Origin of the sequence: Kosakonia sp. PSU_27 (genome assembly GCF_039409795.1) — a bacterium.
In the GTDB taxonomy this organism is placed as follows: Bacteria; Pseudomonadota; Gammaproteobacteria; order Enterobacterales; family Enterobacteriaceae; genus Kosakonia.
In genome coordinates, this window is sequence record NZ_JBCIVK010000003.1 from 326,285 (window position 1) to 352,124 (window position 25,840).

Annotated in this window: 17 protein-coding genes; 8 read left to right on the forward strand and 9 right to left on the reverse strand. The window is 54.3% G+C overall.

What is annotated here, in order from left to right:
* Positions 1 to 99: 99 nt before the first annotated feature.
* Together AAIG26_RS08515 and AAIG26_RS08520 are read left to right on the forward strand one after the other, a co-directional pair.
* Positions 100 to 642 (forward strand): YfaZ family outer membrane protein, encoded by a 543-nt coding sequence (locus AAIG26_RS08515; protein WP_097407112.1) that lies wholly within the window; start codon positions 100 to 102, stop codon positions 640 to 642.
* Positions 643 to 735: 93 nt separating this feature from the next.
* Entirely contained in the window at positions 736 to 1,935 is a 1,200-nt protein-coding gene (locus AAIG26_RS08520; RefSeq protein WP_020454508.1) for a nicotinamide mononucleotide deamidase-related protein YfaY, read from the forward strand.
* A 23-nt stretch (positions 1,936 to 1,958) separates the two neighbouring features.
* Here AAIG26_RS08520 and glpC read toward each other — a convergent pair whose 3' ends face one another.
* From glpC to glpA, 3 genes are read right to left on the reverse strand one after another with little or no spacing between them, the layout of a single operon-like run.
* Positions 1,959 to 3,149: an anaerobic glycerol-3-phosphate dehydrogenase subunit GlpC gene (glpC, locus tag AAIG26_RS08525; protein WP_020454507.1), complete on the reverse strand. Its 1,191-nt coding sequence runs from the start codon at positions 3,147 to 3,149 to the stop codon at positions 1,959 to 1,961.
* On the reverse strand, positions 3,146 to 4,402 hold the full coding sequence (gene glpB / locus AAIG26_RS08530; protein WP_343180458.1) for a glycerol-3-phosphate dehydrogenase subunit GlpB: 1,257 nt from the start codon (positions 4,400 to 4,402) through the stop codon (positions 3,146 to 3,148). Before glpB ends, glpC begins: the two co-directional genes overlap by 4 nt.
* Entirely contained in the window at positions 4,392 to 6,014 is a 1,623-nt protein-coding gene (gene glpA, locus AAIG26_RS08535; RefSeq protein WP_020454505.1) for an anaerobic glycerol-3-phosphate dehydrogenase subunit A, read from the reverse strand. The genes glpB and glpA overlap by 11 nt, the downstream gene beginning before the upstream one ends.
* A gap of 273 nt (positions 6,015 to 6,287) precedes the next feature.
* On the opposite strand from glpA, the gene glpT reads away from it, so the two are divergent.
* A complete protein-coding gene (glpT, locus tag AAIG26_RS08540) occupies positions 6,288 to 7,640 on the forward strand; it encodes a glycerol-3-phosphate transporter (protein ID WP_045514192.1) in 1,353 nt (450 codons plus the stop codon).
* A gap of 12 nt (positions 7,641 to 7,652) precedes the next feature.
* A complete protein-coding gene (gene glpQ / locus AAIG26_RS08545) occupies positions 7,653 to 8,717 on the forward strand; it encodes a glycerophosphodiester phosphodiesterase (RefSeq protein WP_097407115.1) in 1,065 nt (354 codons plus the stop codon).
* A gap of 27 nt (positions 8,718 to 8,744) precedes the next feature.
* Here glpQ and yfaE read toward each other — a convergent pair whose 3' ends face one another.
* The 4 genes from yfaE to ubiG form a co-directional block, all read right to left on the reverse strand.
* Positions 8,745 to 8,999: a class I ribonucleotide reductase maintenance protein YfaE gene (gene yfaE, locus AAIG26_RS08550; RefSeq protein ID WP_017458569.1), complete on the reverse strand. Its 255-nt coding sequence runs from the start codon at positions 8,997 to 8,999 to the stop codon at positions 8,745 to 8,747.
* Positions 8,999 to 10,129, reverse strand: a complete 1,131-nt coding sequence (nrdB, locus tag AAIG26_RS08555; protein ID WP_017458568.1) for a class Ia ribonucleoside-diphosphate reductase subunit beta — start codon at positions 10,127 to 10,129, stop codon at positions 8,999 to 9,001. Before nrdB ends, yfaE begins: the two co-directional genes overlap by 1 nt.
* Positions 10,130 to 10,182: 53 nt before the next feature.
* Positions 10,183 to 12,468 carry a class 1a ribonucleoside-diphosphate reductase subunit alpha gene (gene nrdA / locus AAIG26_RS08560; RefSeq protein ID WP_020454502.1) on the reverse strand — a complete coding sequence of 762 codons (2,286 nt, stop codon included), beginning with the start codon at positions 12,466 to 12,468 and terminating at the stop codon, positions 10,183 to 10,185.
* A gap of 345 nt (positions 12,469 to 12,813) precedes the next feature.
* Positions 12,814 to 13,542, reverse strand: coding sequence for a bifunctional 2-polyprenyl-6-hydroxyphenol methylase/3-demethylubiquinol 3-O-methyltransferase UbiG (gene ubiG / locus AAIG26_RS08565; protein ID WP_343180461.1), 729 nt, complete (start codon positions 13,540 to 13,542; stop codon positions 12,814 to 12,816).
* 158 nt (positions 13,543 to 13,700) lie between these two features.
* Here ubiG and gyrA point away from each other — a divergent pair, with 158 nt between their 5' ends.
* Together gyrA and rcsC are read left to right on the forward strand one after the other, a co-directional pair.
* Positions 13,701 to 16,343, forward strand: coding sequence for a DNA topoisomerase (ATP-hydrolyzing) subunit A (gyrA, locus tag AAIG26_RS08570; RefSeq protein WP_020454500.1), 2,643 nt, complete (start codon positions 13,701 to 13,703; stop codon positions 16,341 to 16,343).
* A gap of 113 nt (positions 16,344 to 16,456) precedes the next feature.
* Positions 16,457 to 19,303 (forward strand): two-component system sensor histidine kinase RcsC, encoded by a 2,847-nt coding sequence (gene rcsC, locus AAIG26_RS08575; RefSeq protein WP_343180462.1) that lies wholly within the window; start codon positions 16,457 to 16,459, stop codon positions 19,301 to 19,303.
* A 33-nt stretch (positions 19,304 to 19,336) separates the two neighbouring features.
* On the opposite strand, the gene rcsB is transcribed toward rcsC, so the two are convergent.
* Both rcsB and rcsD read right to left on the reverse strand, forming a co-directional pair.
* Positions 19,337 to 19,987 carry a response regulator transcription factor RcsB gene (rcsB, locus tag AAIG26_RS08580; RefSeq protein WP_017458563.1) on the reverse strand — a complete coding sequence of 217 codons (651 nt, stop codon included), beginning with the start codon at positions 19,985 to 19,987 and terminating at the stop codon, positions 19,337 to 19,339.
* Positions 19,988 to 20,003: 16 nt separating this feature from the next.
* Positions 20,004 to 22,673: a phosphotransferase RcsD gene (rcsD, locus tag AAIG26_RS08585; RefSeq protein WP_313626362.1), complete on the reverse strand. Its 2,670-nt coding sequence runs from the start codon at positions 22,671 to 22,673 to the stop codon at positions 20,004 to 20,006.
* Positions 22,674 to 23,511: 838 nt separating this feature from the next.
* Here rcsD and AAIG26_RS08590 point away from each other — a divergent pair.
* Together AAIG26_RS08590 and apbE are read left to right on the forward strand one after the other, a co-directional pair.
* Complete coding sequence (locus AAIG26_RS08590) at positions 23,512 to 24,654, forward strand: porin OmpC (protein ID WP_160269392.1); 1,143 nt, start codon at positions 23,512 to 23,514, stop codon at positions 24,652 to 24,654.
* A 109-nt stretch (positions 24,655 to 24,763) separates the two neighbouring features.
* A complete protein-coding gene (apbE, locus tag AAIG26_RS08595) occupies positions 24,764 to 25,801 on the forward strand; it encodes an FAD:protein FMN transferase ApbE (protein ID WP_343180638.1) in 1,038 nt (345 codons plus the stop codon).
* The last annotated feature ends 39 nt before the right edge of the window (positions 25,802 to 25,840 follow it).

Sequence of the window (25,840 nt, forward strand, 5' to 3'; positions counted from 1 at the left end):
TCTATAGTTACTGGCCTTTTTATTCATTCTGCTGACAGAAAAATAGGCGTACAATCAGAGGCTTTTGGGCATCAGGCCCGTTATGTGCGGAAATCAAAAATGAAGAAGGTTGCTTTATTAGGTTTAGCCAGCGTGTTGCTGGTCTCTGCTGGGGCGCAGGCCGTGAGTCTGAACGGCCAGATTGGGAAAGATTACACCAACTTTGGTTTCGGTTTGGGAACTGAAACCAGCGGGATCGCCGTGAGCGGTAACTGGGCACACAGTGAAGATGACGGCGATATCGCCGGTCTGGGGCTCGGTTACAACATCCCGCTTGGTCCGTTCCTTGCGACCGTCGGCGGTAAAGGTATTTATCTCAATCCGGATGTAGGCAGCGAAGGTTATGCCGTTGCTGTCGGTGGCGGGTTGCAGTGGAAAATTGCCAGCAGCTTCAGTATTTTCGGTGAATACTACTACTCGCCGGATTCACTCTCCAGCGGCGTGAAAGAGTATCAGGAAGCGAACGCCGGGGCGCGTTATACCATTATGCGCCCGCTGACGGTTGAGGCTGGTTACCGCTACATCGACATGACCGGTAAAGAAGGGCGTCGCGACAACGCGGTTGCCGATGGCCCGTATGTTGGCGTTAGCGCCAGTTTCTAATCCCCTGGCGCGGCATCTGTCCGCGCCCGTTTGTCTCCGTTTTTCCTCTGCGCATGCGCTATAGTGTTTCAACCTCGATTGCAGGAGCTAACGATGTTAAATGTGGAGATGTTATCGACCGGCGATGAAGTGCTGCATGGCCAGATTGTGGATACCAATGCGGCCTGGCTGGCTGACTTTTTCTTTAACCAGGGGTTGCCTCTCACGCGCCGTAACACCGTGGGCGATAACCTTGATGATTTGGTCGCTATCCTGCGTGAACGTAGTGAGCACGCGGATGTGCTGATTGTGAATGGCGGCCTGGGGCCGACCAGTGACGATCTCAGCGCGCTGGCGGCGGCGACCGCCAAAGGCGAAGCACTGGTGTTACACGAAGCGTGGCTGGCACAAATGGAACGCTTCTTTACCGAACGTGGCCGCGTGATGGCACCGAGTAACCGCAAACAGGCCGAGATCCCGGCCAGCGCCGAACTGGTGGATAACCCGGTCGGTACCGCCTGTGGTTTTGCTCTGCAGCTCAACCGGTGCCTGATGTTCTTCACGCCGGGCGTACCATCGGAATTTAAAGTGATGGTGGAACAAGAAATTCTGCCGCGCCTGCGCGCACGCTTTACCTTGCCGGAGCCGCCGGTTTGCCTGCGTTTAACCACTTTCGGTCGCTCAGAGAGCGATCTGGCGCAGAGCCTGCAACACCTTCAACTGCCGCCAGGCGTAGTGATGGGCTACCGCTCTTCGATGCCGATTATCGAATTAAAACTGACCGGCCCGGCAGAGCATCGCGCCGCGATGGAAGCGCTGTGGCCGGAAGTAAAACGTGTCGCCGGGGAAAGTTTGATTTTTGAAGGCACCGAGGGTTTACCGGCAGCACTTGCCGCAACCCTGCGGGAACGTCAGCTCAGCCTGACACTGAGCGAACAGTTCACCGGCGGTCTGGTGGCCTTACAGCTTTCCCGCGCTGGTGCGCCGCTGCTGGCCAGCGAAGTGTTACCGTCGCAGGCGGAAGCGCTGGCGCAGAGCGCCCGCTGGACCACCGAGCTGCGCAATCGCCATCTTGCCGGACTGGCGCTGACGGTGACCGGTCTTGAAGAGGATCATCTCAACTTCGCGCTGGCGACGCCGGAAGGCACCCGCGCGCTGCGGGTGAAATTCAACACCAACCGCCACGGGCTGGTGGTGCGCCAGGAAGTATGCGCCATGATGGCGCTGAACATTCTGCGCCGCTGGCTGGCGGGTAAAGACATTGCCAGCGATCACGGCTGGATCAACGTGGTGGAAACGCTGTCGGTAGAGTGATCGCTGAGGGTAACGGCATGCCGTTACCCCAATGCATTTGCCAGTAGCGTAATGGGATGTTCACAGCGTTTGCTGGTGGACATCTCAATTTGCCATTTGCAGGTTTCACAATCCGTCACCACCAGATCCGCGCCGCTGGCTTCAATTTGCTCGAACAACGGCGCGCCAATCGCCTGCGATGTCGGGTAGTTTTCGCTTTTAAAGCCGTAGGTGCCGGCAATCCCGCAGCAGCGCGAATCCAGCACCGTCAACTCAAGCCCGGGGATGCGCCGCAGCAGCTCCAGCGTGTAGTGTGTCCAGCCCATTTTTTCCATATGACACGGTGTGTGGTAGACCACTTTCAGCGGCGTTTCTTTCAACGGCAACGCGCGACCTTCGTCGAGCATGCGCCAGATCCAGCGCGTGGCTAAATCGATATGCGAGCGCAAATGGCTGTTATCCACATCCAGCAGGTGAGGATATTCATCGCGCAGGGTGAAAGCACAGGTGGACGAGGTGGCGATAACCGGCAGTCCCTCGGTCCCGATAGCCTGCTCCAGCGAGCGCACATTAAACTGCGCCTGTTTTTTCGCTTTATCGAAAAACCCATTCGCAATCAGTGGTACGCCACAGCACTTTTCCCGCTGCAATAACTGTACGCCGATGCCCATATGGTTCAGCACACGGATCAGATCTTTACCCAACTGGGGATGGTTGTAATTCACGTAGCAACCGTGGAAAAACGCCACCTGCTGCGCAAATGCCTGTTGCTGCGCGGCAATGCTGCGATACCAGCGGCGAAATGTACCGCTGGAATATTTTGGCAGCGTGCGGTGGTGATCGATTTTTAATGCGGTATCCAGCAACTGGCGCACGGGTTTTAGTGATGTTGCCGCATTCACCAGCGGCGCCATCGGTGTTGATAACGTCCCCATCAGGTCGGTGTGGCTGAGAATGGCATTTCGTATGGAGAGCTTTTTCGGCGCGTACTGGGCGCGGGCGCGCTGAATAATATCGCCAATTTTTACCCCGGACGGGCAGACAGTTTCGCAGCGTTTGCAGTTGGTGCAGTACTTCAGCGCATCATCATACAGCGCGGCGTCTTTTAACCGCAGACGCTCGCCATCAGGGCCTGCCTGCTTCGGGCCAGGGTAAGCGGGGTTGACGCGGCTGACCGGGCAGGCGGTGGTGCAAACGGTGCATTTAATGCAGCTTTCAAATTGCGTATTGTTCATTGTTCGCCTCCCTGTGCGCTAATTTGCTGTGCGGCATGCAGCGCGGTAACGACGCAAACGCCGCCGCCACACCCCTGGGCGATGGCATCAAAACCGCCCAGCACGGAACCAACCACATAGAGATTGTTCACGGCGTCGCCCTCGCGCAGGCCGTGTAGTTGCGCGTCGGTCTGCACGCCAAACTGCTGCCACGGTTGGCTGTCAAACACATTATCGCGATACCACTCCTGACGCTGCGCGCTTTGTAGCACGTCGAGATCAAACACCGTTTCCCGCACGCGATCGCGCCCGGCAACCAGGCCGTTACTGAAAAAACTGCCGCTGGCGAGCACCACATTGCGCGCGCGCAGCGGGATATCTTCATGTTTACGCGTCCACACTTGCGTTACGCGCTGATCGGCGATATCGGCACGCAGCACCTCGTCACCGGGCATCCAGTTACCGCCGCTGCGTATAAACGCCTGTTGCAGGCGTTGTTGCATGCGCATACCCGGTACAGATGGTGGCAGCGTAGGCAGCAGGCGCAGCGGGCAGGCCAGTTGCTGGTTAAGGCGCGTAAAGACGCTGTTGTCCGTCAGACCAAAGCAGGCGGGCAGATAGAGCATCGCGTAGTGCTGGCTTAGCGGCAGCAGCGCTTCGTACAGGGCGTTGTAGTGCTCGGGTGCGTCCAGCAGGCGGGCGATATTCACCGCGCGAAATTCGCTGGGGTTATCACGCAGCCGATCCAGTAGCGGCAGATCTATCTCTTCTGCCTGCGCGTCAATACCGCGTTTACGCAGGGCACCAGCGGCAAGCTGCGGCTGGAAATCAAGAAAACCACTGATACCGACCACGCCAGTGTGCTGGTGGGTTTCTGTTTTTACCGGCACTTCCAGCGGACTAAGCCAGGCGGTGCGGAATGTGCCAAGCGGTGTTACGCGCTGGTGCGGCGTATCAACATCGCCCTGTAATGCCAGCCCGCAATCTGCCAGCAGCGTTTGCGCCTGGTGTGCATAGTGGCGAACCTGGTCTGCGCCGAGCCGGGCATAAGGATGACTGGCATGGTGCTGTTGGAGGTGCGCGATGGCGCTATCAAGCGTATCGATGGGCTGGCCGTCGGGTAAGTGTGAAAGCAAATCCAGCGAGCCGGAAGAGAAGCTCAGTGCACTCTGTCCGCGGCTGACAATGGCGCAGCGCTGGCCGCTCTGCGCAAGACGGATCCCGCAGACTAAACCGGCCAGCCCGCCCCCGATAATGACCGTATCAAATCTCATCTTCCGCCTCCTTTTCCAGACCGCACAACCCCTGATAAACCCAGCGCGTGAATTCGCTTTCACGCAGCGCATCGCCCCAGGCTACGGGTTTAACGCCTTTCCAGCGTTCATTAAGAAAACCGGCCAGTTGATGCAGAGATTCACTTTCGGTCGTGACATGCATGCGGTTAAGCAACCCGGCAGCGCGACAGGCGCATAGTTCGCCCTGGCAGGTGCCCATCCCGACGCGTGTGCGGCGGCGCAAATCCAGCAGCGAGTGGACATTGAGGTTTTCGACGGCGTACTGCACTTCCCCGGCGGTGACAGCTTCACATTCGCAAACCAGGCTGCGGTTATGTCTGTCACTTCCAAGCCAGGCTGGCGTGCGATCGCCATGGCGATAGACCGCCGAACCGCGTAGCGGCGTCGGCAGTGAAATGATTTTTTTGAGCGCCTGTTCTGTCGGCTCACGTGAGCCAGGCAGCGGCGCGGTGGCGGTGGTGCAAGGGGCATGATGATTGAGCTTGCGACACACGGCATCCGTTGCCCATTCGGCCATCAGCCGGTAAGTCATCAGCTTGCCGCCGGTAATAGTGATAAACCCTTCCAGTCCGTCGCGCTGCGCGTGGTCCAGCAACACAATTCCCCGGCTGACATTGCGCCCGCTCGGATCATCATCGCTGGCGACCAGCGGTCGCACACCGGCATAAGCACGCAGAATGCGCGTTTTCGCCATCACCGGTGCCAGTTTTTCCCCTTCACGCAGCAGAATATCCACTTCGTCAGGCGTGACGCGCAGGTTATCGATATCGGCGTAATCAATATGCGTAGAGGTGGTGCCAATCAGTGAAATCGTGTCGCCAGGCACCAGAATATCGGCGTCGGCGGGTTTGCGGCAGCGGTTGATGACGTGCTGGTTAATGCGGTGATCGAGGATCAGCAGCGCGCCTTTCGCCGGAAACATGCGGATGCTCAGATCGGCATATTCAGCGATACGCTGGCCCCAAATCCCGGCGGCGTTGACCACTACAGGCGCATGTAACTCCTGTGTTTCGCCGCTGGCGGGATGATAAAGCCGCACACCGCTCACCGTATCGCCATGGCGGATCAGGCCACACACTTCATGTCCGGTGAGGATTTTGGCGCCGTGCTCGCGCGCGTCCAGCATATTGCTGGCGGTGAGGCGGAAAGGGTCCACCGTGCCGTCCGGTACACGCACCGCGCCGATCAGCGCCGGGTTGACGCTTGGCTCCATGCGTAGCGCTTCCTGCGGTGAGATGGCCTGCGCCGGGATCCCCGCTTGCAGACAGGCGTCAATAAACTGGCTTTGATAGACCAGATCATCTTCCGGCAGGGTGATAAACAGGCCGTCTGTCGGTTCGATACAGTGGCGGGCGATGCGTTTGAGGATCTGGTTTTCGGCAATACATTCACGCGCTGATTCGTTATCGGTCACCGCGTAACGCGCACCGCTGTGCAGTAAGCCATGGTTACGGCCGGTCGCGCCGGTGGCGATATCGTGGCGTTCAAGCAGCACCACGCGCAAGCCGCGCAGGGCGCAGTCGCGGGCGATGCCTGCTCCGGTCGCGCCGCCGCCGATAATAATCACATCGTAGTCACTGGAGTTGCGCATGTTCGCGTCCTTCTGGTCGACGTTCCTTAGCAACCATTTAGCCATACTATGATTGTGGTTTGTTTGATATCGCGCATATTCGAGCAAAAAACGAAAGTAAAACGCGCTTTCTTGCGTGAAGTTAGATGTTTGTCATATTTCTGTAACAATATCTGCGACAACTCATTCTCTCTGGTTAAAACTTTCACTACAATCCGCCGCGAATAACTCTGGTTATGTTCGTTTTCACTCATTAATGAAAGATATGAGTCTTACCGCGCCACGGAGGCCGCTATGTTGAGTATTTTTAGACCTGCCCCCCATCAATCGCGTCTGCCCGATGCGCAAATCGACCCGCTGTACCGGCGGTTGCGCTGGCAGATTTTCCTCGGGATCTTCTTCGGTTATGCCGCCTACTATCTGGTGCGTAAGAACTTTGCGCTGGCGATGCCGTATTTAGTCGAACAGGGCTTTTCCCGTGGCGATCTGGGGTTTGCGCTGTCCGGGATCTCCATTGCCTACGGTTTTTCGAAATTTATTATGGGTTCGGTGTCGGATCGCTCGAATCCGCGCGTTTTCCTGCCCGCCGGGTTAATTCTGGCGGCGGCGGTGATGCTGGTTATGGGCTTCGTGCCGTGGGCCACATCCAGCATCATGGTCATGTTTGTGCTGCTGTTCCTGTGCGGCTGGTTCCAGGGGATGGGCTGGCCGCCGTGTGGGCGCACTATGGTGCACTGGTGGTCGCAAAAAGAGCGCGGCGGCATTGTGTCGGTGTGGAACTGTGCGCATAACGTCGGTGGTGGCATTCCTCCGCTGCTGTTCCTGCTGGGGATGGCATGGTTTAACGACTGGCACGCGGCGTTATATATGCCCGCGTTTGGCGCGATTCTGGTGGCGATTCTTGCCTTCGCACTGATGCGCGATACGCCACAATCCTGCGGCTTACCGCCGATTGAAGAGTACAAAAACGACTACCCGGATGATTACAGCGACAAGCACGAAGAAGAGTTGTCCGCCAAACAGATTTTCATGCAGTACATCCTGCCGAACAAGCTGTTGTGGTATATCGCGGTCGCGAACGTTTTTGTTTACCTGCTGCGCTACGGCATTCTCGACTGGTCGCCGACTTACCTGAAAGAGGTGAAACACTTCGCGCTGGATAAATCCTCGTGGGCCTATTTCTTCTATGAATATGCGGGTATTCCCGGCACGCTGCTGTGTGGCTGGATGTCGGATAAAGTCTTCCGCGGTAATCGCGGTGCAACGGGCGTGTTCTTTATGACGCTGGTGACCATTGCGACTATCGTTTACTGGTTGAACCCGGCGGGTAACCCGACCGTGGATATGGCTTGTATGATCATCATCGGCTTCCTGATTTATGGCCCGGTGATGTTGATTGGTCTGCATGCGCTGGAGCTGGCACCGAAAAAAGCGGCGGGTACGGCGGCGGGCTTTACCGGTTTGTTTGGCTATCTTGGCGGTTCTGTCGCCGCCAGCGCCATTGTTGGCTATACCGTTGATTTCTTCGGCTGGGATGGCGGCTTTATGGTGATGATTGGCGGCAGCATTCTGGCGGTTTTACTGCTGGTTATCGTGATGATTGGCGAGAAACGTCACCATGCCGACGTGCTGGCGCGTCGCAGCTAACAGGGAGCACTGATGAAAACCACTTTCACCCGTATGACGTCAAGCCTGCTGCTGGCAGGCGCGTTAACCAGCCAGGCGCTGGCCGCCGATAAAATCGTTATCGCCCATCGTGGCGCCAGCGGTTATCTGCCGGAACATACCTTACCGGCGAAAGCGATGGCCTATGCGCAGGGCGCGGATTTCCTGGAGCAGGATCTGGTGATGACCAAAGACGACCAGTTGGTCGTTCTGCATGATCACTATCTCGACCGTGTAACGGATGTCGCGGAGCGCTTCCCACAGCGCGCGCGTAAAGACGGGCGCTACTACGCCATCGACTTTACGCTCGACGAGATCCGCTCGCTGAAGTTTACCGAAGGGTTCGAACTGGAAAAGGGCAAAAAAGTACAGGTCTATCCGGGGCGTTTCCCGATGGGCAAATCCGATTTCCGCATTCACACGTTTGAAGAGGAGATCGAGTTTGTGCAGGGGTTAAACCACTCCACTGGCAAAAACATCGGTATTTATCCGGAGATCAAAGCGCCCTGGTTCCACCATCAGGAGGGGAAAGATATTGCCGCAAAAACGCTGGAAGTGCTGAAAAAGTACGGTTACACCAGCAAGCAGGACAACGTGTACCTGCAATGTTTTGACGTCAATGAGCTCAAGCGCATTAAGAATGAGCTGGAACCGAAGATGGGGATGGATCTGAAACTGGTACAGCTGATTGCGTATACCAAATGGAATGAAACGCAGGAGCAGCAGCCGGATGGCAAATGGGTGAATTACAGTTACGACTGGATGTTCGAACCCGGCGCGATGAAGCAGATCGCCCGGTATGCCGACGGTATCGGCCCGGACTATCACATGCTGGTGGCGGACGGTTCAAAACCGGGTAACGTCAAGCTTACGGCAATGGTGAAAGAGGCGCATGCCAGCCATTTGCAGGTCCATCCGTTTACCGTACGCGCGGATCAGCTTCCGCCATACGCCAGCGATGTGAATCAGCTCTATAAGGTGTTGTATCAGCAGGCGGGTGTCGATGGTTTGTTCACCGATTTCCCGGATAAAGCGGTGCAGTTTTTAAAGCACAAGTAAAACAAAAGGGCCTGTGAAGGCCCTTTTTTACATCTCGATTTCGATATCGCCTTTCGCCCGGCAGCAGCAGGGCAAAATTTCCCCTTCGTTGATAAAGGCCAGCGGCTCGGCAATCCAGTCCACCTGGCCTGCCACCAGGCGGCAGCGGCAGGAGCCGCAGTAGCCTTCGCGGCACTGGTACTCAACTTCCACCTGGTGCGATTCGAGCGCCACCAGCAGGGAAGGGTGCTCATCCTGGCACTGGACGTGCGTGCCGGAAAGGCTAAGCGTAACGCGGCTCATCAGAGCTGGAAGCTGCTCAGATCGTCGGTGTCGACTTCAGAGTCGATCTGGCCGACCAGATAGGAACTCACTTCCACTTCCTGCGGTGCCACCTGGACGTTATCGGAAACCAGCCAGGTGTTGATCCACGGAATCGGGTTCGAACGGGTCTGGAACGGCAGATCAAGCCCTACTGCCTGCATACGGATGTTGGTGATGTACTCAACATACTGGCAGAGAATGTCTTTGTTCAGACCGATCATCGAGCCGCCCTGGAACAGGTATTCCGCCCACTCTTTTTCCTGCAATGCTGCCTGCACGAACAGGTCATAGCACTCCTGTTTGCACTCTTCGGCGATCTCGGCCATTTCCGGGTCATCCGCGCCGGAACGCAGCAGGTTCAGCATATGCTGGGTGCCGGTCAGGTGCAGGGCTTCGTCGCGGGCAATCAGGCGAATGATTTTGGCGTTGCCTTCCATCAGCTCACGTTCGGCGAAAGCGAAGGAGCAGGCGAAGCTGACGTAGAAGCGAATCGCTTCCAGCGCGTTTACGCTCATCAGGCACAGGTAGAGTTTTTTCTTCAACTCGCGCAGGCTGACGGTCACGGTTTTACCGTTGACGTTGTGCGTGCCTTCCCCCAGCAGATGCCAGTAGCTGGTCATTTCGATCAGCTCGTCGTAGAAGTGCGAGATGCCTTCCGCGCGCTTGAGGATCTGCTCGTTGGTGACGATATCGTCAAACACCACCGCCGGATCGTTAACGATGTTGCGGATGATGTGGGTGTAAGAGCGTGAATGGATCGTTTCTGAAAACGCCCAGGTTTCTACCCAGGTTTCCAGTTCCGGGATAGAGATCAGCGGCAGCAGCGCAACATTCGGGCTACGACCCTGAATGGAATCCAGCAGCGTCTGGTATTTCAGGTTGCTGATAAAAATGTGCTTTTCGTGTTCCGGTAGCGCCTGGAAATCAATACGGTCGCGGGAAACGTCAACTTCTTCCGGACGCCAGAAGAAGGAGAGTTGTTTCTCAATCAGCTTTTCGAAAATGTCATATTTTTGCTGATCGTAGCGCGCCACGTTAACCGGCTGGCCGAAGAACATCGGCTCCAGCAACTGATCGTTTTTCGTCTGTGAAAAAGTGGTGTATGCCATGGAATGTGAGTCCTGTCTTGCGAAAAAAAAGGGCGGGTTTCCCCGCCCCTTAGTTAGATCTTACATGCGCCGCTTTCGCAGCCATCGTCCTGGATGGAAGGTGCCAGGTCATCCTGCGCATCTTCCGCGCCATCGCGGGTGTTTTGATAGTACAGCGTTTTCACACCAAATTTGTAGGCGGTCAGCAAGTCTTTCAACAATTGTTGCATCGGCACTTTGCCCGACGGGAAGCGTGACGGGTCGTAGTTGGTGTTCGCCGAAATCGACTGATCGATAAATTTCTGCATGATGCCGACCAGTTGCAGGTAGCCGTCGTTATTCGGCATTTCCCACAGCAGCTCGTAGGCATTACTCAGTTTTTCATAATCCGGCACTACCTGACGCAGGATGCCATCTTTCGACGCTTTGATGCTCACATGGCCGCGCGGCGGTTCAATGCCGTTGGTGGCGTTGGAGATCTGCGACGACGTTTCAGACGGCATCAGCGCGGAGAGCGTGGAGTTACGCAGGCCGTGCGTTTTGATCGATTCACGCAACGCTTCCCAGTCGTAATGCAGCGGCTCGTTGGTAATACCGTCGAGATCTTTCTTGTAGGTATCGATCGGCAAAATACCCTTCGAGTAGGTGGTTTCGTTGAACCACGGGCACGCGCCTTGCTCTTTCGCCAGCTCGTTAGAGGCTTTCAGCAGCCAGTACTGAATGGCTTCGAAAGTCTGATGCGTCAGGTTGTTCGCGCTGCCGTCCGAGTAACGTTTGCCGTTCTTCGCCAGCCAGTAAGCAAAGTTGATGACGCCAATACCCAGCGTACGGCGGCCCATCGCGCCACGTTTAGCGGCCGGAATCGGGTAATCCTGATAATCCAGCAGGGCATCAAGCGCACGCACCGCAAGCGTGGCCAGCTCTTCCAGCTCGTCGAGGTTTTTAATCGCGCCGAGGTTAAACGCAGAGAGCGTACAGAGCGCGATTTCACCGTTTTCGTCGTTCACATCATCCAGCGGCTTGGTCGGCAGGGCGATTTCCAGGCACAGGTTGGACTGGCGTACCGGGGCAACCACCGGGTCAAACGGGCTGTGGGTGTTGCAGTGATCGACGTTCTGAATGTAGATACGGCCCGTAGACGCGCGTTCCTGCATCATCAGAGAGAATAGCTCCACCGCTTTGATGCGCTGTTTGCGGATGCTGTCGTCTTTTTCATATTTGGTGTACAGGCGTTCGAACTCGTCCTGATCGGCGAAGAACGCATCGTACAGACCCGGCACGTCGGACGGGCTGAACAGGGTGATCTCTTCACCTTTCAGCAGACGGGTGTACATCAGTTTGTTGATCTGTACGCCGTAGTCCATGTGACGCACGCGGTTACCTTCCACGCCACGGTTGTTTTTCAGTACCAGCAGGCTTTCGACTTCCAGATGCCACATCGGGTAGAACAGGGTTGCCGCGCCGCCGCGTACACCGCCCTGCGAGCAGGATTTCACTGCCGTCTGGAAGTGTTTGTAGAACGGGATACAACCGGTGTGGAACGCTTCACCACCGCGGATCGGGCTACCCAGCGCACGAATGCGGCCGGCGTTGATACCGATACCGGCGCGCTGGGAAACGTATTTCACAATCGCGCTGGAAGTGGCATTGATGGAGTCCAGGCTGTCACCGCACTCGATCAGTACGCAGGAGCTGAACTGACGGGTCGGCGTACGCACGCCGGACATGATCGGCGTCGGCAGCGAAATTTTGAACGTGGAAACGGCATCGTAGAAGCGCTTCACGTAGTCCAGACGGGTTTCACGCGGATAGTTGGAGAACAGGCACGCGGCAACCAGGATATACAGGAACTGCGCGCTCTCGTAGATCTCGCCGGTCACGCGGTTCTGCACCAGGTATTTACCTTCCAGCTGCTTCACCGCCGCGTAGGAGAAGTTCATATCGCGCCAGTGGTCGATAAAACCGTCCATCTGCTTGAACTCTTCTTCCGTGTAGTCTTCCAGCAGATGATGATCGTATTTGCCAAGCTCAATCATTTTCTTCACGTGGTCAAACAGCGCAGGCGGCTCGAACTGGCCGTAGGCTTTTTTACGCAGGTGGAAAATGGCCAGGCGTGCGGCCAGGTACTGGTAGTCCGGCGCATCGCGGGAAATCAGATCCGCGGCGGCCTTAATGATGGTCTCGTGGATATCGGACGTTTTGATACCGTCGTAGAACTGAATGTGTGAGCGCAGTTCAACCTGAGAGATAGATACGTTACTTAGCCCCTCTGCCGCCCAATCCAGTACTCGATGAATTTTGTCGAGATTGATGCGCTCAGTGCCACCATCACGCTTTGTCACCAGCAGACTCTGATTCATGTGATTACCTGTCCGTGAAATAGAAAATATCCCCCCATTTATCCACAATTCGTTGCTGTGATTAACTCTGTGGATAAATACTACATATAGGGGGTTTGCGATAAGAGAAACGCTATATGGTGAGTATTCTAGTAAGGATTCTTTTCAGTACAAGAGTTGATTTTGAGGTTAAATTGAGGTTGCGAAAGGGTGATAATCGCTAAGTCCTCGTATCGTAAGGCCTGGCGGCGATGTCAATATTTCGCAAAAAAAAATGAATTTTTGATCGAGTGCTGATTTCTTCATCGGGAAAGGCAATTGCGCAACTTGATGCTGCGCAATCTTCTATCACTTTATCTGATGACCTTAGTCATTTTTTGCCGTTGTATGTAACATATAGTTCACATCCACACCCGGCCCTAACGTAAACTGGTTTAACAACGGGTTGTAATGTAACCCGGTAATGTGACGTTCCTGTAACACGGTGCCGTCAATCCAATGTAAGAGCTCCGCTGGCTTAATAAATTTCTTCACGTCGTGCGTGCCTTTCGGCACCATGCGCAGCACATATTCCGCGCCGACTACCGCCATCAACCAGGCTTTGCCGTTGCGGTTAATAGTAGAGAAGAAGACATGACCGCCGGGTTTGACCAGTTGCGCACAAGCTTTCACCACCGACTGTGGATCCGGAACATGCTCCAGCATCTCCATGCAGGTGACGACGTCATACTGCTGTGCATGTTTTGCCGCATGTTCTTCTACGGTTTCCTGCACATAAGTGACCTGAATGCCAGATTCCAGCGCATGCAAACGCGCCACCTGGAGCGGTTCAAAGCCCATATCGAGCCCGGTGACATCCGCGCCTTCCTGCGCCATGCTTTCCGCCAGAATCCCGCCGCCGCAGCCGACATCGAGCACTTTCTTACCGAACAGACCGGCAGCGTGTTCGCTGATATAACCCAGACGCAGCGGGTTGATGCGGTGCAGGGGTTTAAACTCACCTTCTTTATCCCACCAGCGCGAGGCGACAGCCTCAAATTTGGCGATTTCAGCATGATCAACGTTTTGAGCGACCGGCGTTTTTTCGGCATTCATGGGCGCAATAACTCCTCTATCAATAAGACCCGTGAGTATATCAGGCCAACGGGATGAATAAACCTTTGCACGGGTGTTATAGGTTTACCTGTATCAAAGCGGTTGTGTTATAATTTGCGACCTTTGAATCCGGGATACAGTAGAGGGATAGCGGTTAGATGAGCGACCTTGCGAGAGAAATTACACCGGTTAACATCGAGGAAGAGCTGAAGAGCTCCTATCTGGACTATGCGATGTCGGTCATTGTTGGCCGTGCGCTTCCGGATGTCCGAGATGGCCTGAAACCGGTTCACCGTCGCGTACTTTACGCCATGAACGTATTGGGCAATGACTGGAATAAAGCCTACAAAAAATCTGCCCGTGTCGTTGGTGACGTAATCGGTAAGTACCATCCCCATGGTGATTCCGCAGTGTACGACACCATTGTCCGTATGGCGCAGCCGTTCTCGCTGCGTTACATGCTGGTCGATGGTCAGGGGAACTTCGGTTCCATCGATGGCGACTCCGCGGCGGCGATGCGTTATACGGAAATCCGCCTGGCGAAGATTGCCCATGAATTGATGGCCGATCTGGAAAAAGAGACGGTTGATTACGTCGATAACTACGACGGCACCGAAAAAATTCCTGATGTGATGCCTACCAAGATCCCGAACCTGCTGGTGAACGGTTCTTCGGGTATTGCCGTCGGTATGGCAACCAATATTCCGCCACATAACCTGACGGAAGTGATCAATGGTTGCCTGGCTTATATTGATAACGAAGACATCAGCATTGAAGAGCTGATGGTGCATATTCCGGGGCCGGATTTCCCGACCGCGGCAATCATTAACGGTCGCCGTGGCATCGAAGAAGCCTATCGTACCGGTCGCGGCAAGATTTATATTCGCGCGCGCGCGGAAGTGGAAACCGACGCGAAAAGCGGCCGCGAAACTATCATCGTGCATGAAATTCCGTATCAGGTGAACAAAGCGCGCCTGATCGAGAAAATTGCCGAGCTGGTGAAAGATAAACGCGTTGAAGGCATCAGCGCGCTGCGTGACGAGTCCGATAAAGACGGTATGCGCATCGTTATCGAAATCAAACGTGACGCCGTGGGTGAAGTGGTGCTGAACAACCTCTACTCCCAGACGCAATTGCAGGTTTCCTTCGGTATCAACATGGTGGCGTTGCACCATGGTCAACCGAAGATCATGGCGCTGAAAGAAATTCTGGCCGCGTTTGTGCGCCACCGCCGTGAAGTCGTGACGCGTCGTACCATTTTCGAACTGCGTAAAGCCCGTGACCGTGCGCATATCCTTGAAGCGCTGGCCGTGGCGCTGGCGAACATCGATCCGATCATTGAACTGATACGCCGCGCGCCGACGCCTGCTGAAGCAAAAGCGGGCCTGATCGCGCAGCCGTGGGATCTGGGCAATGTCTCTGCCATGCTGGAACGTGCGGGCGATGACGCGGCGCGTCCGGAGTGGCTGGAGCCGGAGTTCGGTATTCGCGATGGTAAATACTATCTGACCGAACAGCAGGCACAGGCGATTCTGGATCTGCGTTTGCAGAAACTGACCGGCCTTGAGCATGAAAAACTGCTCGACGAATATAAAGAGCTGCTGGAACAGATTGCCGAGCTGCTGCATATCCTTGGCAGCGCTGAACGCCTGATGGAAGTGATCCGCGAAGAGCTTGAGCTGGTTCGCGAACAGTTTGGCGACGAGCGTCGCACCGAAATTACCGCTAACACTGCTGATATCAACATCGAAGACCTGATCAATCAGGAAGATGTTGTGGTCACGTTGTCGCACCAGGGCTATGTGAAGTATCAACCGCTGACCGACTACGAAGCCCAGCGTCGTGGTGGTAAAGGTAAATCGGCTGCACGTATTAAAGAAGAAGACTTTATTGACCGCCTGCTGGTGGCCAATACCCATGACACCATCCTCTGCTTCTCCAGCCGTGGACGTCTGTACTGGATGAAGGTCTATCAGTTGCCGGAAGCGAGCCGTGGCGCGCGTGGTCGCCCGATCGTCAACCTGCTGCCGCTGGAGCCGAACGAGCGTATCACCGCCATCCTGCCGGTGCGTGAATACGAAGAGGGCGTGAACGTCTTTATGGCGACCGCCAGCGGTACCGTGAAGAAAACCGCGCTTACCGAATTCAGCCGTCCGCGTTCTGCCGGTATCATTGCCGTCAATCTGAACGAAGGCGATGAGCTGATTGGCGTTGATCTGACGTCAGGTAGCGATGAAGTGATGCTCTTCTCTGCGGCGGGCAAAGTGGTGCGCTTTAAAGAAGGTGCTGTGCGTGCAATGGGTCGTACTGCGACCGGTGTTCGTGGCATCAAACTTGCGGAAAAAGACAGCGTTGTCTCGCTGATCGTACCGCGTGGCGAAGGCGCAATCCTGACGGTAACGCAGAACGGTTATGGTAAACGTACGGCGGAAACCGAGTACCCGACCAAATCGCGCGGTACTCAGGGCGTTATCTCCATCAAAGTCACCGAGCGTAATGGCGCAGTGGTCGGCGCGGTGCAGGTTGATGATTGCGACCAGATCATGATGATCACCGATGCCGGTACGCTGGTGCGTACACGCGTCTCGGAAATCAGCGTGGTAGGGCGTAACACCCAGGGCGTTATTCTGATCCGCACCGCGGAAGATGAAAACGTAGTCGGTCTGCAGCGTGTTGCTGAGCCGGTAGATGATGAAGAGTTAGACTCCATCGACGGTAGCGTAGCGGAAGGCGATGATGATATCGCGCCGGAAGTTGACACCGATACCGACGATGACGCGGCGGACGACGACGCCGAGTAATGCGTTATAAGGGCCGGTTTCCGGCCCTTTTTCATTGCCGTTGCGGCCTTTGCGATTTATCGCTACCTTAATCACACTCTTTTTTAACTTCCTTGTGGCGGAGTTTCCCCAGGTTGAAATACCTCGTCTCGTTTCGCAGTACCCTGAAAGTCTCCCGCTATCTGTTCAGGGCGCTGGCGCTATTGCTTTGGCTGTTGATTGCCTTTTTTTCTGTCTTTTATATTGTTAACGCCTTGCATGACAAAGAGTCGGAAATTCGCCAGGAATTTAACCTCAGTTCCGATCAGGCGCAGCGTTACATCCAGCGCACGTCTGACGTGATGAAAGAGCTGAAGTACATCGCTGAAAACCGTCTGACGGCAGAAAACGGTATTCTGACCTCGCGCAACCGCGACGACAAAACCGAAGTCCCGACATTTTTACCGCTGTTCCCGGATTCTGACTGCTCCGCCATGGGCAGCTCCTGGCGCGGCTCGCTGGAGTCGCTGGCGTGGTTTATGCGCTACTGGCGCGACAATTTCTCCGCCGCTTACGATCTCAACCGCGTGTTTTTGATCGGCAGCGACAATCTCTGTATGGCCGACTTCGGCCTGCGCGATCTCCCCGTTGAACGCGACGACACGCTGAAAAGCCTGCATGAGCGCATCGTTAAATACCGTAACGCCCCGCAGGATGAGCGCAGCAACAACGTCTACTGGATGAGCCAGGGGCCGCGTCCGGGGATCGGTTACTTCTATGCGCTGACGCCGGTTTACCTCGGCAACCGCCTGCAAGCGCTGCTGGGCACGGAACAGTCCATTCGCATGGAGAACTTTTTCACGCCGGGTAGCCTGCCGATGGGCGTGACCATTCTGGATGACAACGGCCATGCGCTGATTTCCCTTACCGGCCAGGATAGCGGCATTGTTGTCGATCCGCGCTGGATGCAGGAACGTTCATGGTTTGGTTATACCTCGGGTTTTCGCGAACTGATCCTGAAAAAGAGCCTGCCACCGTCATCGCTGAGCGTGGTTTACTCCGTACCGGTCGATATGGTGCTGGAGCGCATTCGCATGCTGATCCTCAACGCCGTATTGCTGAATGTGCTGGTCGGTGTGGCGCTGTTTACGCTTGCGCGCATGTATGAGCGGCGGATGTTTATTCCGGCGGAAAATGATGCCCAGCGACTGGAAGAGCATGAGCAGTTCAACCGCAAAATCGTCGCCTCCGCGCCGGTGGGGATCTGCATTTTACGTACTCAGGACGGGACGAACATCCTGAGTAACGAGCTGGCGCACAACTATCTGAACATGCTGACGCATGAAGACAGGCAGCGGCTTACGCAAATTATCTGTGGTCAGCAGGTCAATTTCGTTGATGTGCTGACCAGCAATAATACCAATCTGCAAATTAGCTTTGTTCATTCACGTTATCGCAATGAAAACGTGGCGATTTGCGTGCTGGTGGATGTTTCCGCCCGCGTGAAAATGGAAGAGTCGTTGCAGGAGATGGCGCAAGCGGCGGAGCAGGCGAGCCAGTCGAAATCGATGTTCCTTGCGACAGTCAGCCATGAGTTGCGCACGCCGCTGTACGGTATTATCGGTAACCTCGATCTGCTGCAAACGAAAGAGCTGCCGAAAGGGGTCGACAGGCTGGTCACCGCGATGAACAACTCATCGAGTCTGTTGCTGAAAATTATCAGCGATATTCTCGATTTCTCGAAAATTGAATCGGAACAGTTGAAAATCGAGCCGCGCGAGTTTTCCCCGCGCGAAGTGATGAGCCATATCACCGCCAACTATTTACCGCTGGTAGTGCGCAAACAGCTGGGGCTGTACTGCTTTATTGAACCGGATGTGCCGATGGTGCTGAATGGCGATCCGATGCGTTTACAGCAGGTGATTTCCAACCTGCTCAGCAACGCGATTAAGTTTACTGATATCGGTTGTATCGTGTTGCATGTGCATCGCGATGCGGATTATCTCAGCATTCGCGTACGTGATACCGGCGTGGGAATTCCGGGTAAAGAAGTGGTGCGTCTGTTCGATCCCTTCTTCCAGGTGGGAACCGGCGTACAGCGTAACTTCCAGGGCACCGGGCTGGGGCTGGCGATTTGTGAAAAATTGATCAGCATGATGGATGGCGATATTTCCGTTGATACCGAGCCAGGCATGGGGAGTCAGTTCACCATCCGTATCCCGCTTTACAGTGCGGTGGCACCGGTTCGCGCCGATGTCGATGGCCTGGCGGATACGTGCTGCTGGCTGGCGGTGCGTAATGCCTGGCTGTCGGGTTATCTGCAGACATTACTGCAATGGAACGGTATTCAGGTTAAGCAGTACGACGGACGCGCGCTGGGCAACCAGGATACGTTAATCACCGATGATGAACTCTCCTCGTCGTGGACCGGACGCGCGGCCATTATTTTCTGCCGTCGCCATATCGGTATTCCCGTTGAGCGAGCCCCGGGCGAATGGTTGCACAGCGTGGCGTCGCCACACGACCTGCTGACGCTGCTTGGGCGCATTTACCGCGTTCAGGTTATCGAGCCGCAGGCGAGCAACGCGCTTCCTGCCGAGACCCGGGAAGCGGTGCGTAACGATGACATGATGATCCTGGTAGTAGATGATCATCCGATTAACCGACGCCTGCTGGCCGATCAGCTGGGATCGCTGGGATATCAGTGTAAAACGGCCAATGATGGCGTGGATGCGCTGAATGTTCTGAGCAAAAACCCTATCGATATTGTGCTCAGCGACGTCAACATGCCGAATATGGACGGTTACCGCCTGACACAGCGTATTCGTCAGTTAGGGCTGACGCTGCCGGTGATTGGTGTGACGGCTAACGCGCTGGCAGAAGAGAAGCAACGCTGTCTGGAATCGGGTATGGACAGCTGTCTGTCGAAGCCGGTAACGCTGGATATTCTCAAGCAAACGCTGGCGGCGTATGCCGCGCGGGTACGCAACAGCCGGGTATAAAAAAGAACCCCGGCGGGTGCCGGGGTTGCAGGATTACTCTTTTTCTGTCTGCGTCAGGGTGACGGAGGAGAGATAGTTCAGCAGTGCGATATCGTTATCGACACCCAGTTTCATCATTGCTGATTTTTTCTGGCTACTGATGGTTTTGATACTGCGGTTCAGCTTCTTGGCGATTTCCGTTACCAGGAAACCTTCGGCAAACAGGCGCAGCACTTCGCTCTCTTTCGGTGACAGGCGTTTGTCGCCGTAACCGCCAGCGCTGATTTTTTCCAGCAGGCGCGAAACGCTTTCCGGCGTGAATTTCTTCCCTTTTTGCAGTGCCGCCAGCGCTTTTGGCAGGTCTGTCGGCGCGCCTTGTTTCAGCACGATACCTTCAATATCCAGATCCAGCACTGCGCTCAGGATGGCCGGGTTATTGTTCATGGTAAGCACAATAATCGACAGCGTCGGGAAGTGACGTTTAATGTATTTGATAAGCGTGATGCCATCGCCGTATTTATCGCCCGGCATTGACAGGTCGGTTATCAATACGTTTGCCTCAAGTTTCGGCAGGTTGTTAATCAGCGCTGTAGAGTCTTCAAATTCACCGACAACGTTTACCCATTCGATTTGTTCGAGTGACTTGCGAATACCGAACAGTACAATCGGATGGTCATCGGCAATAATTACGTTCATATTGTTCATGTATTAGGCTACCTTGCTACAGCAAGCTCTTGACGTAAGCGTCAATGTCGCTGATGTAATTTTCTATGCCTGGAACATCGCTCTCGCGAATTAATTGCTCCAGCGTTTCGCACAACTGCTTACCAGGTACCAGATTAAGCATGGCAAACACGCCTTTCAGGCGGTGTGCCGTCTGCGCCAGCGCCGCGAAATCGCGCAACGCCGACTCAGTATACAACCTCTTAACATCATCGGGTACTGTGTCAACAAACAGCGCGTAATAGCCGCTGGCGTGGAGCTCGGCGTTTTCGTCACCCCCCAAAGGCGACTCCGGTACATCCTCCTGCGCCAGTTGCTCTTCAATGAGTTGCAATATTGCTCCCTGCATTGCATTGCTCATATTAAAGTTCACGCGCAATTGGCCTGGGCCAATTTTCCGCACGCCTGCCTCATCATCGCTTAAAAGCAAGCCTGAGGCAGTAAGATTAGACGGATTATCTGTCAAAAAGAGATCATATTCTTGACTTGATAACCGCTCATCCGGGGAAATACAGCTTGCCCCCCAGTTTTCCAGCTGGCGAACCACAATATTACGGATTTCGTTAGAGGTAATATCAATCATCGCCACCACGTCATCGAGTAATTTTTCTTCGCTCTCAGCCTGTTGCGGACGAGCCGCCATCTTCACATGCAGCGAGTAGCGGGTGCCCAGATCCTCACGCGCTTTAATATTCAGATGCCCGCCAAGCTTACGCGCCAGCTGATCGCACAGCCAGAAGGTGAGGGCGTTCGCTTTTCCGTACTGGTCACCCTGCGTATCGTTAAGGAACGGGAAATGCAGATTATCGATTTCACTGGCGTTCACACCCACGCCGGTATCGAGAATCCGGAAGGTCAGGCGGTCTTCCGCCGATTCGTCCACATTCACTTCAAGCGTGATTTTGCCCATCTGCGTGGTCGTGACCGCGTACTGGATGAGCAGCAACAGGATCCGACGCAGTGCGTCGCGGTCGCCGTGACGCTCTTCATTGGCCGGAAGCGGGTTATTAATTAAGAGTTGCAGACCCTTACGTTTGATAACCGGCAGGACTTCCGGCACCACTTCATCAATCAAATCCTGAATCGAGAACAGTGTAGACGAGCCTTTCCAGCTGTCGCTCTCCAGCATATGTGCCAGCTGGATTTCATCGACCAGTTGTACCAGTCTGTCGGCGTGATCCGCGACAAGATTGCCCTCCTGGCTCTGCAATGCTGCGGCTTCGCTGGCCAGCGATTTCACCGGCTGTTTCAGCGACTCGGCAAGATTACTCATAAAGCTGGCGCGGCCCTGCTGGTTTTTCTCATACAGCCGTTGCGCCTGCTTGAGCTTTTTATTAACCAGCACTTCTCTGTCCTGGTCGCGAATAATAAAGATCTGCGTACGCGAAGCGACCTGGCTGCGGAACTGACGAATTTCGTACAGTTCGTTATTAATGGTGGCCTGAATCACGCCCTGATGCTGATCGGCCATCGCCGTAATATTTTGCAGATTCAGGTGCGGTAATAAGTGATCGGCGATTTTATTGCTCAGGACGGTGCGGTTCGCTTCCTGATCGTGAACCAACAGCCCCAGCGGCAACAGTGAAACGATCTCTTCATTAAAAGCACGCAGCACACGCAGTTCGTTACTTGCACCAGGCGTTGCCAGACCGTCGGCTTTACGCCCTGGCATCTGGCGAAAAGTGGTGTAACCGAACAATGCCAGCGCCAGCAGGCCGATATTCAGCAGTAACGGCAGAAGAATATTTTGCAGCGTATCCAGCAGCAGTGTCCCGAATGGCACCTGCCAGACCAGACGCAGCCCGGTGCCGTTCAACGCTGAGGAGATCTCAATGCGAGAGCTGTTAAAATTGACGGCAACGCTGTCGGTTGTTTCTTTATCCTGGCCGCGAGTGTTGGTCTGCGTGGTATCCGGATCGAGACGGAAGCTATCCAGCGTCATGCCGGGTGGGATCAGATCATTAATCGGCAAATCGAATGCGACTACCGTGGCCAGATGACCCGGCTGGTTGAATGTCGTACGCAGCGTGAAGTAATGGCCGTTTTGCCAGGCCAGATGGCGCAGAGATGAAAAGCTTTCGCGTTCATCAAGGGCATTCGCCTGCTGCAGCATTTCTGCGCGGCGGGAATCGACAATGTTACTGATCGTGGTGTCTTTGAAACCGGAAGAAAGATCCTTTAGCGGCAACGTCGACACCAGGATCATGCTGTTATCCTGGCCGTTGAGGTAGTACATCGACCATGGCACGGTTTCCGCGCCCCAGAGCGTATCGAGGTACGTTGAGATCCGCTGCGTCATCTCCAGCGTAGAACTGTCATGGGAACCAAAAATCAACGCTTCTGTTTTACGCCGTGGTTTTTCCAGGTAGTAAACATCTTGCTTTAAGCGCGTTTCTTGCAGACCTTCACCAGACGTAGCGGCAGGCGCCGCAGCAATGTTGTCGTAGATTTGCCAGGTAGCGTAGCGCCAGGTATCGATACGCTTGTGAATAGCGTGGGTGATATCGACAATCTGATAGCTTTTATCTTTTAACCAGGCGTTGACCGCACTTTGGATCATCACCCCCATTGTCACCAACAGGACGATAATCAACAAAAGAAAGTAACGGGTGATGTTGCCCGGTATCAGGGAAAATTTGCCAGGGATCATTGTGTCCGATCGACTCATTCTTGTGTGGAACCCGTTATGACAACACTGCTGTAAATACTCAGCGCTCGCTGAGACAATGTTGCTGCCATGCCGTAATAACCGCCTGTAACATGCGGCGAACGTGTAGATGTTGTGTTGCAGAGCAGTGTACAGCAGGCAGTATATCGGTTAATGAGTGAATTTCCAGACTCTCTTTCCCGTTTCAGTCTCGAAAACATGGGGATAGGCATATTGACTAAACGCAGTGGCAAATATGTACAGCCAGGAAAAATTGTACATATATTTACCGTTTGGTTGCAAAAAGAACGCGATAAATAACAAACCATTAATTTCGTGAATGCGTCAATGAGAAATATCTGGCATGGTAATTGATTAATTAATAGTCGTTACAAATCGTTATTATATCTAAATAATTATTCAAGTTGCGTAAGGAAAGGTAAAAAAAAACCGAATGCGACGCATCCGGTTATAAGAGGGGTAAACAGACATTCAGATTCGAATGACGGTAATAAATAAAGTTAATGATGATAGCGTCAGTTATTTTAGTTGCGATTGAAGATTATGGTTTTGCATTCAGTGCTATGATTTGTGTTTTGTTTATTATTTTGTTTTTAAATGATTTTTTATTAGTTTTTGATTATTTGTGCGCATTTGTTTAGCTATTTGTGCGAAAAAAAGTTCCCTCAAATTTACAAAATGAAACATCTATCATTACGTATGAAACATCTTCAAAGTTTTCGTATCATATTCTCGTTGGATTATTTTTCTATTTTAAGCACAATGATTTTGCCAGCTGATTAGAGGGTTAATCGGCAAGCAGTGGCAATAAAAATGCATATAACAGAGGGTTAATAAAATGAAAGTTAAAGTTCTGTCCCTCCTGGTACCGGCTCTGCTGGTAGCAGGCGCAGCAAATGCGGCTGAAGTTTACAACAAAGATGGCAACAAATTAGATCTGTACGGCAAAGTAGATGGTCTGCACTATTTCTCTGACGACAACGGTTCTGATGGTGATAAGAGCTATGTCCGTTTTGGCTTCAAAGGCGAAACGCAGGTTAACGATCAGGTAACCGGCTACGGCCAGTGGGAATACAACGTTCAGGCGAACAGCGAAGAAGGTGCAAGCGATCAGGCATGGACTCGTCTGGCCTTCGCCGGTATCCGCGTTGCTGATGCAGGTTCTTTCGACTACGGTCGTAACTACGGCGTTATTTACGATGTTACCTCCTGGACCGACGTTTTGCCTGAATTCGGTGGCGATACCTACGGTGCCGATAACTTCATGCAGTCCCGTGCTAACGGCGTAGCAACCTACCGTAACACCGACTTCTTCGGTCTGGTTGATGGTCTGAATTTTGCTCTGCAATACCAGGGTAAAAACGGTAGCGTGAGCGGTGAGAACACCAACGGCCGCAGCTTGCTGAACCAGAACGGCGACGGCTATGGTGCGTCTCTGACTTACGATCTGGGCGCAGGCTTCAGCGTGGGTGGTGCGATGTCCTCATCCAAACGTACTGCTGATCAGAACGCGCTCGGCAATGACGCACTGTATGGTCAGGGCGATCACGCGGAAGTGTACAGCGGCGGCCTGAAATACGACGCTAACAACATCTACCTGGCGGCACAGTACTCTCAGACCTATAACGCAACCCGCTTTGGTGATTCCAATGGTAATCCTCGCTCCGCTGCATACGGTTTTGCCAACAAAGCGCAGAACTTCGAAGTGGTTGCCCAGTACCAGTTTGACTTCGGTCTGCGTCCGTCCATCGCTTACCTGCAATCTAAAGGTAAGGACGTCAGCAACAACACCGGTACGGTTAACTTCGGTGACCAGGATATCCTGAAATACATCGATGTTGGCGCGACTTACTACTTCAACAAAAACATGTCCACCTATGTTGATTACAAAATCAACCTGCTGGACGACAACGACTTCACCAAAGCCGCTGGCATTTCCACCGACAACGTTGTTGCTCTGGGCCTGGTTTACCAGTTCTAAGTTAACAACCGTGATTATTAAGGGGCCGAAAGGCCCCTTTTTTATGTCCCGCATCGGCCAAAGCTTGCGTTTTAGTGTAGGCTTGCCGCGGGTTAACAAATAACGAGAGATAGAGATGATTTTTCTTCGTGCCGGGGTTGTCGCGGCGTTGTTGTTACTGTCCGGTTGCGACACCGGTAGCAAGGCACAGCCCACCGTGCTGGAAGGCAAAACCATGGGCACTTTCTGGCGCGTGAGCGTGGTGGATATTAGCCCGCAACAGGCGCAAAGCCTGCAACAAAAAATTCAGACACAGCTGGATGCTGACGATCATCTGATGTCGACCTGGAAGGACGACTCCGCGCTGATGCGCTTTAACCATTCGACCAGCACGGCACCGTGGCCGGTCAGCGCCGCGATGGCGGATATCGTTACTACCTCGCTGCGTGTCGGTGAGAAAACCGAAGGCGCGATGGATATCACCGTCGGGCCGCTGGTTAATTTATGGGGATTTGGCCCGGATAAACAGCCGGTAAAAACACCGGGTCAGGCACAAATTGATGCGGCGAAAGCGCGTACCGGTTTAGCGCATTTAACCGTGATCAACCGCGCCGGAGAGCAATTCCTGCAAAAAGATCTGCCGGATCTGTTTGTTGACCTTTCGACGGTAGGCGAGGGATACGCGGCGGATCACCTGGCAAGGTTAATGGAGCAGGAAGGGATCGCGCGTTATCTGGTTTCTGTTGGTGGCGCATTAGCCAGCCGGGGCATGAACGCGCAAGGCCAGCCGTGGCGCGTGGCGATCCAGAAACCGACCGATCGTGAGAATGTTGCCCAGGCGGTTGTCGATATTAACGGTCATGGCATCAGCACTTCCGGCAGCTACCGTAATTATTACGAGCTGGACGGCAAACGCATTTCACACATCATCGATCCGCGGAGCGGGCGGCCAATCCAGCATGCGCTGGTGTCGGTCACGGTTATCGCGCCCACCGCGCTGGAAGCGGATGCCTGGGACACCGGTTTAATGGTGCTCGGCACCGAACAGGCAAAAGAGGTGGTGACGCGGGAAGGGCTGGCGGTATTTATGATTATCAAAGACGGCGACGGTTTCCGCACCTGGATGTCACCGCAGTTTTCCGCATTTCTGCTCAGCGAAAAAAATTAAACCGCAAGATTGCGGGTGTCTGGAGCGGCGCATACGGGC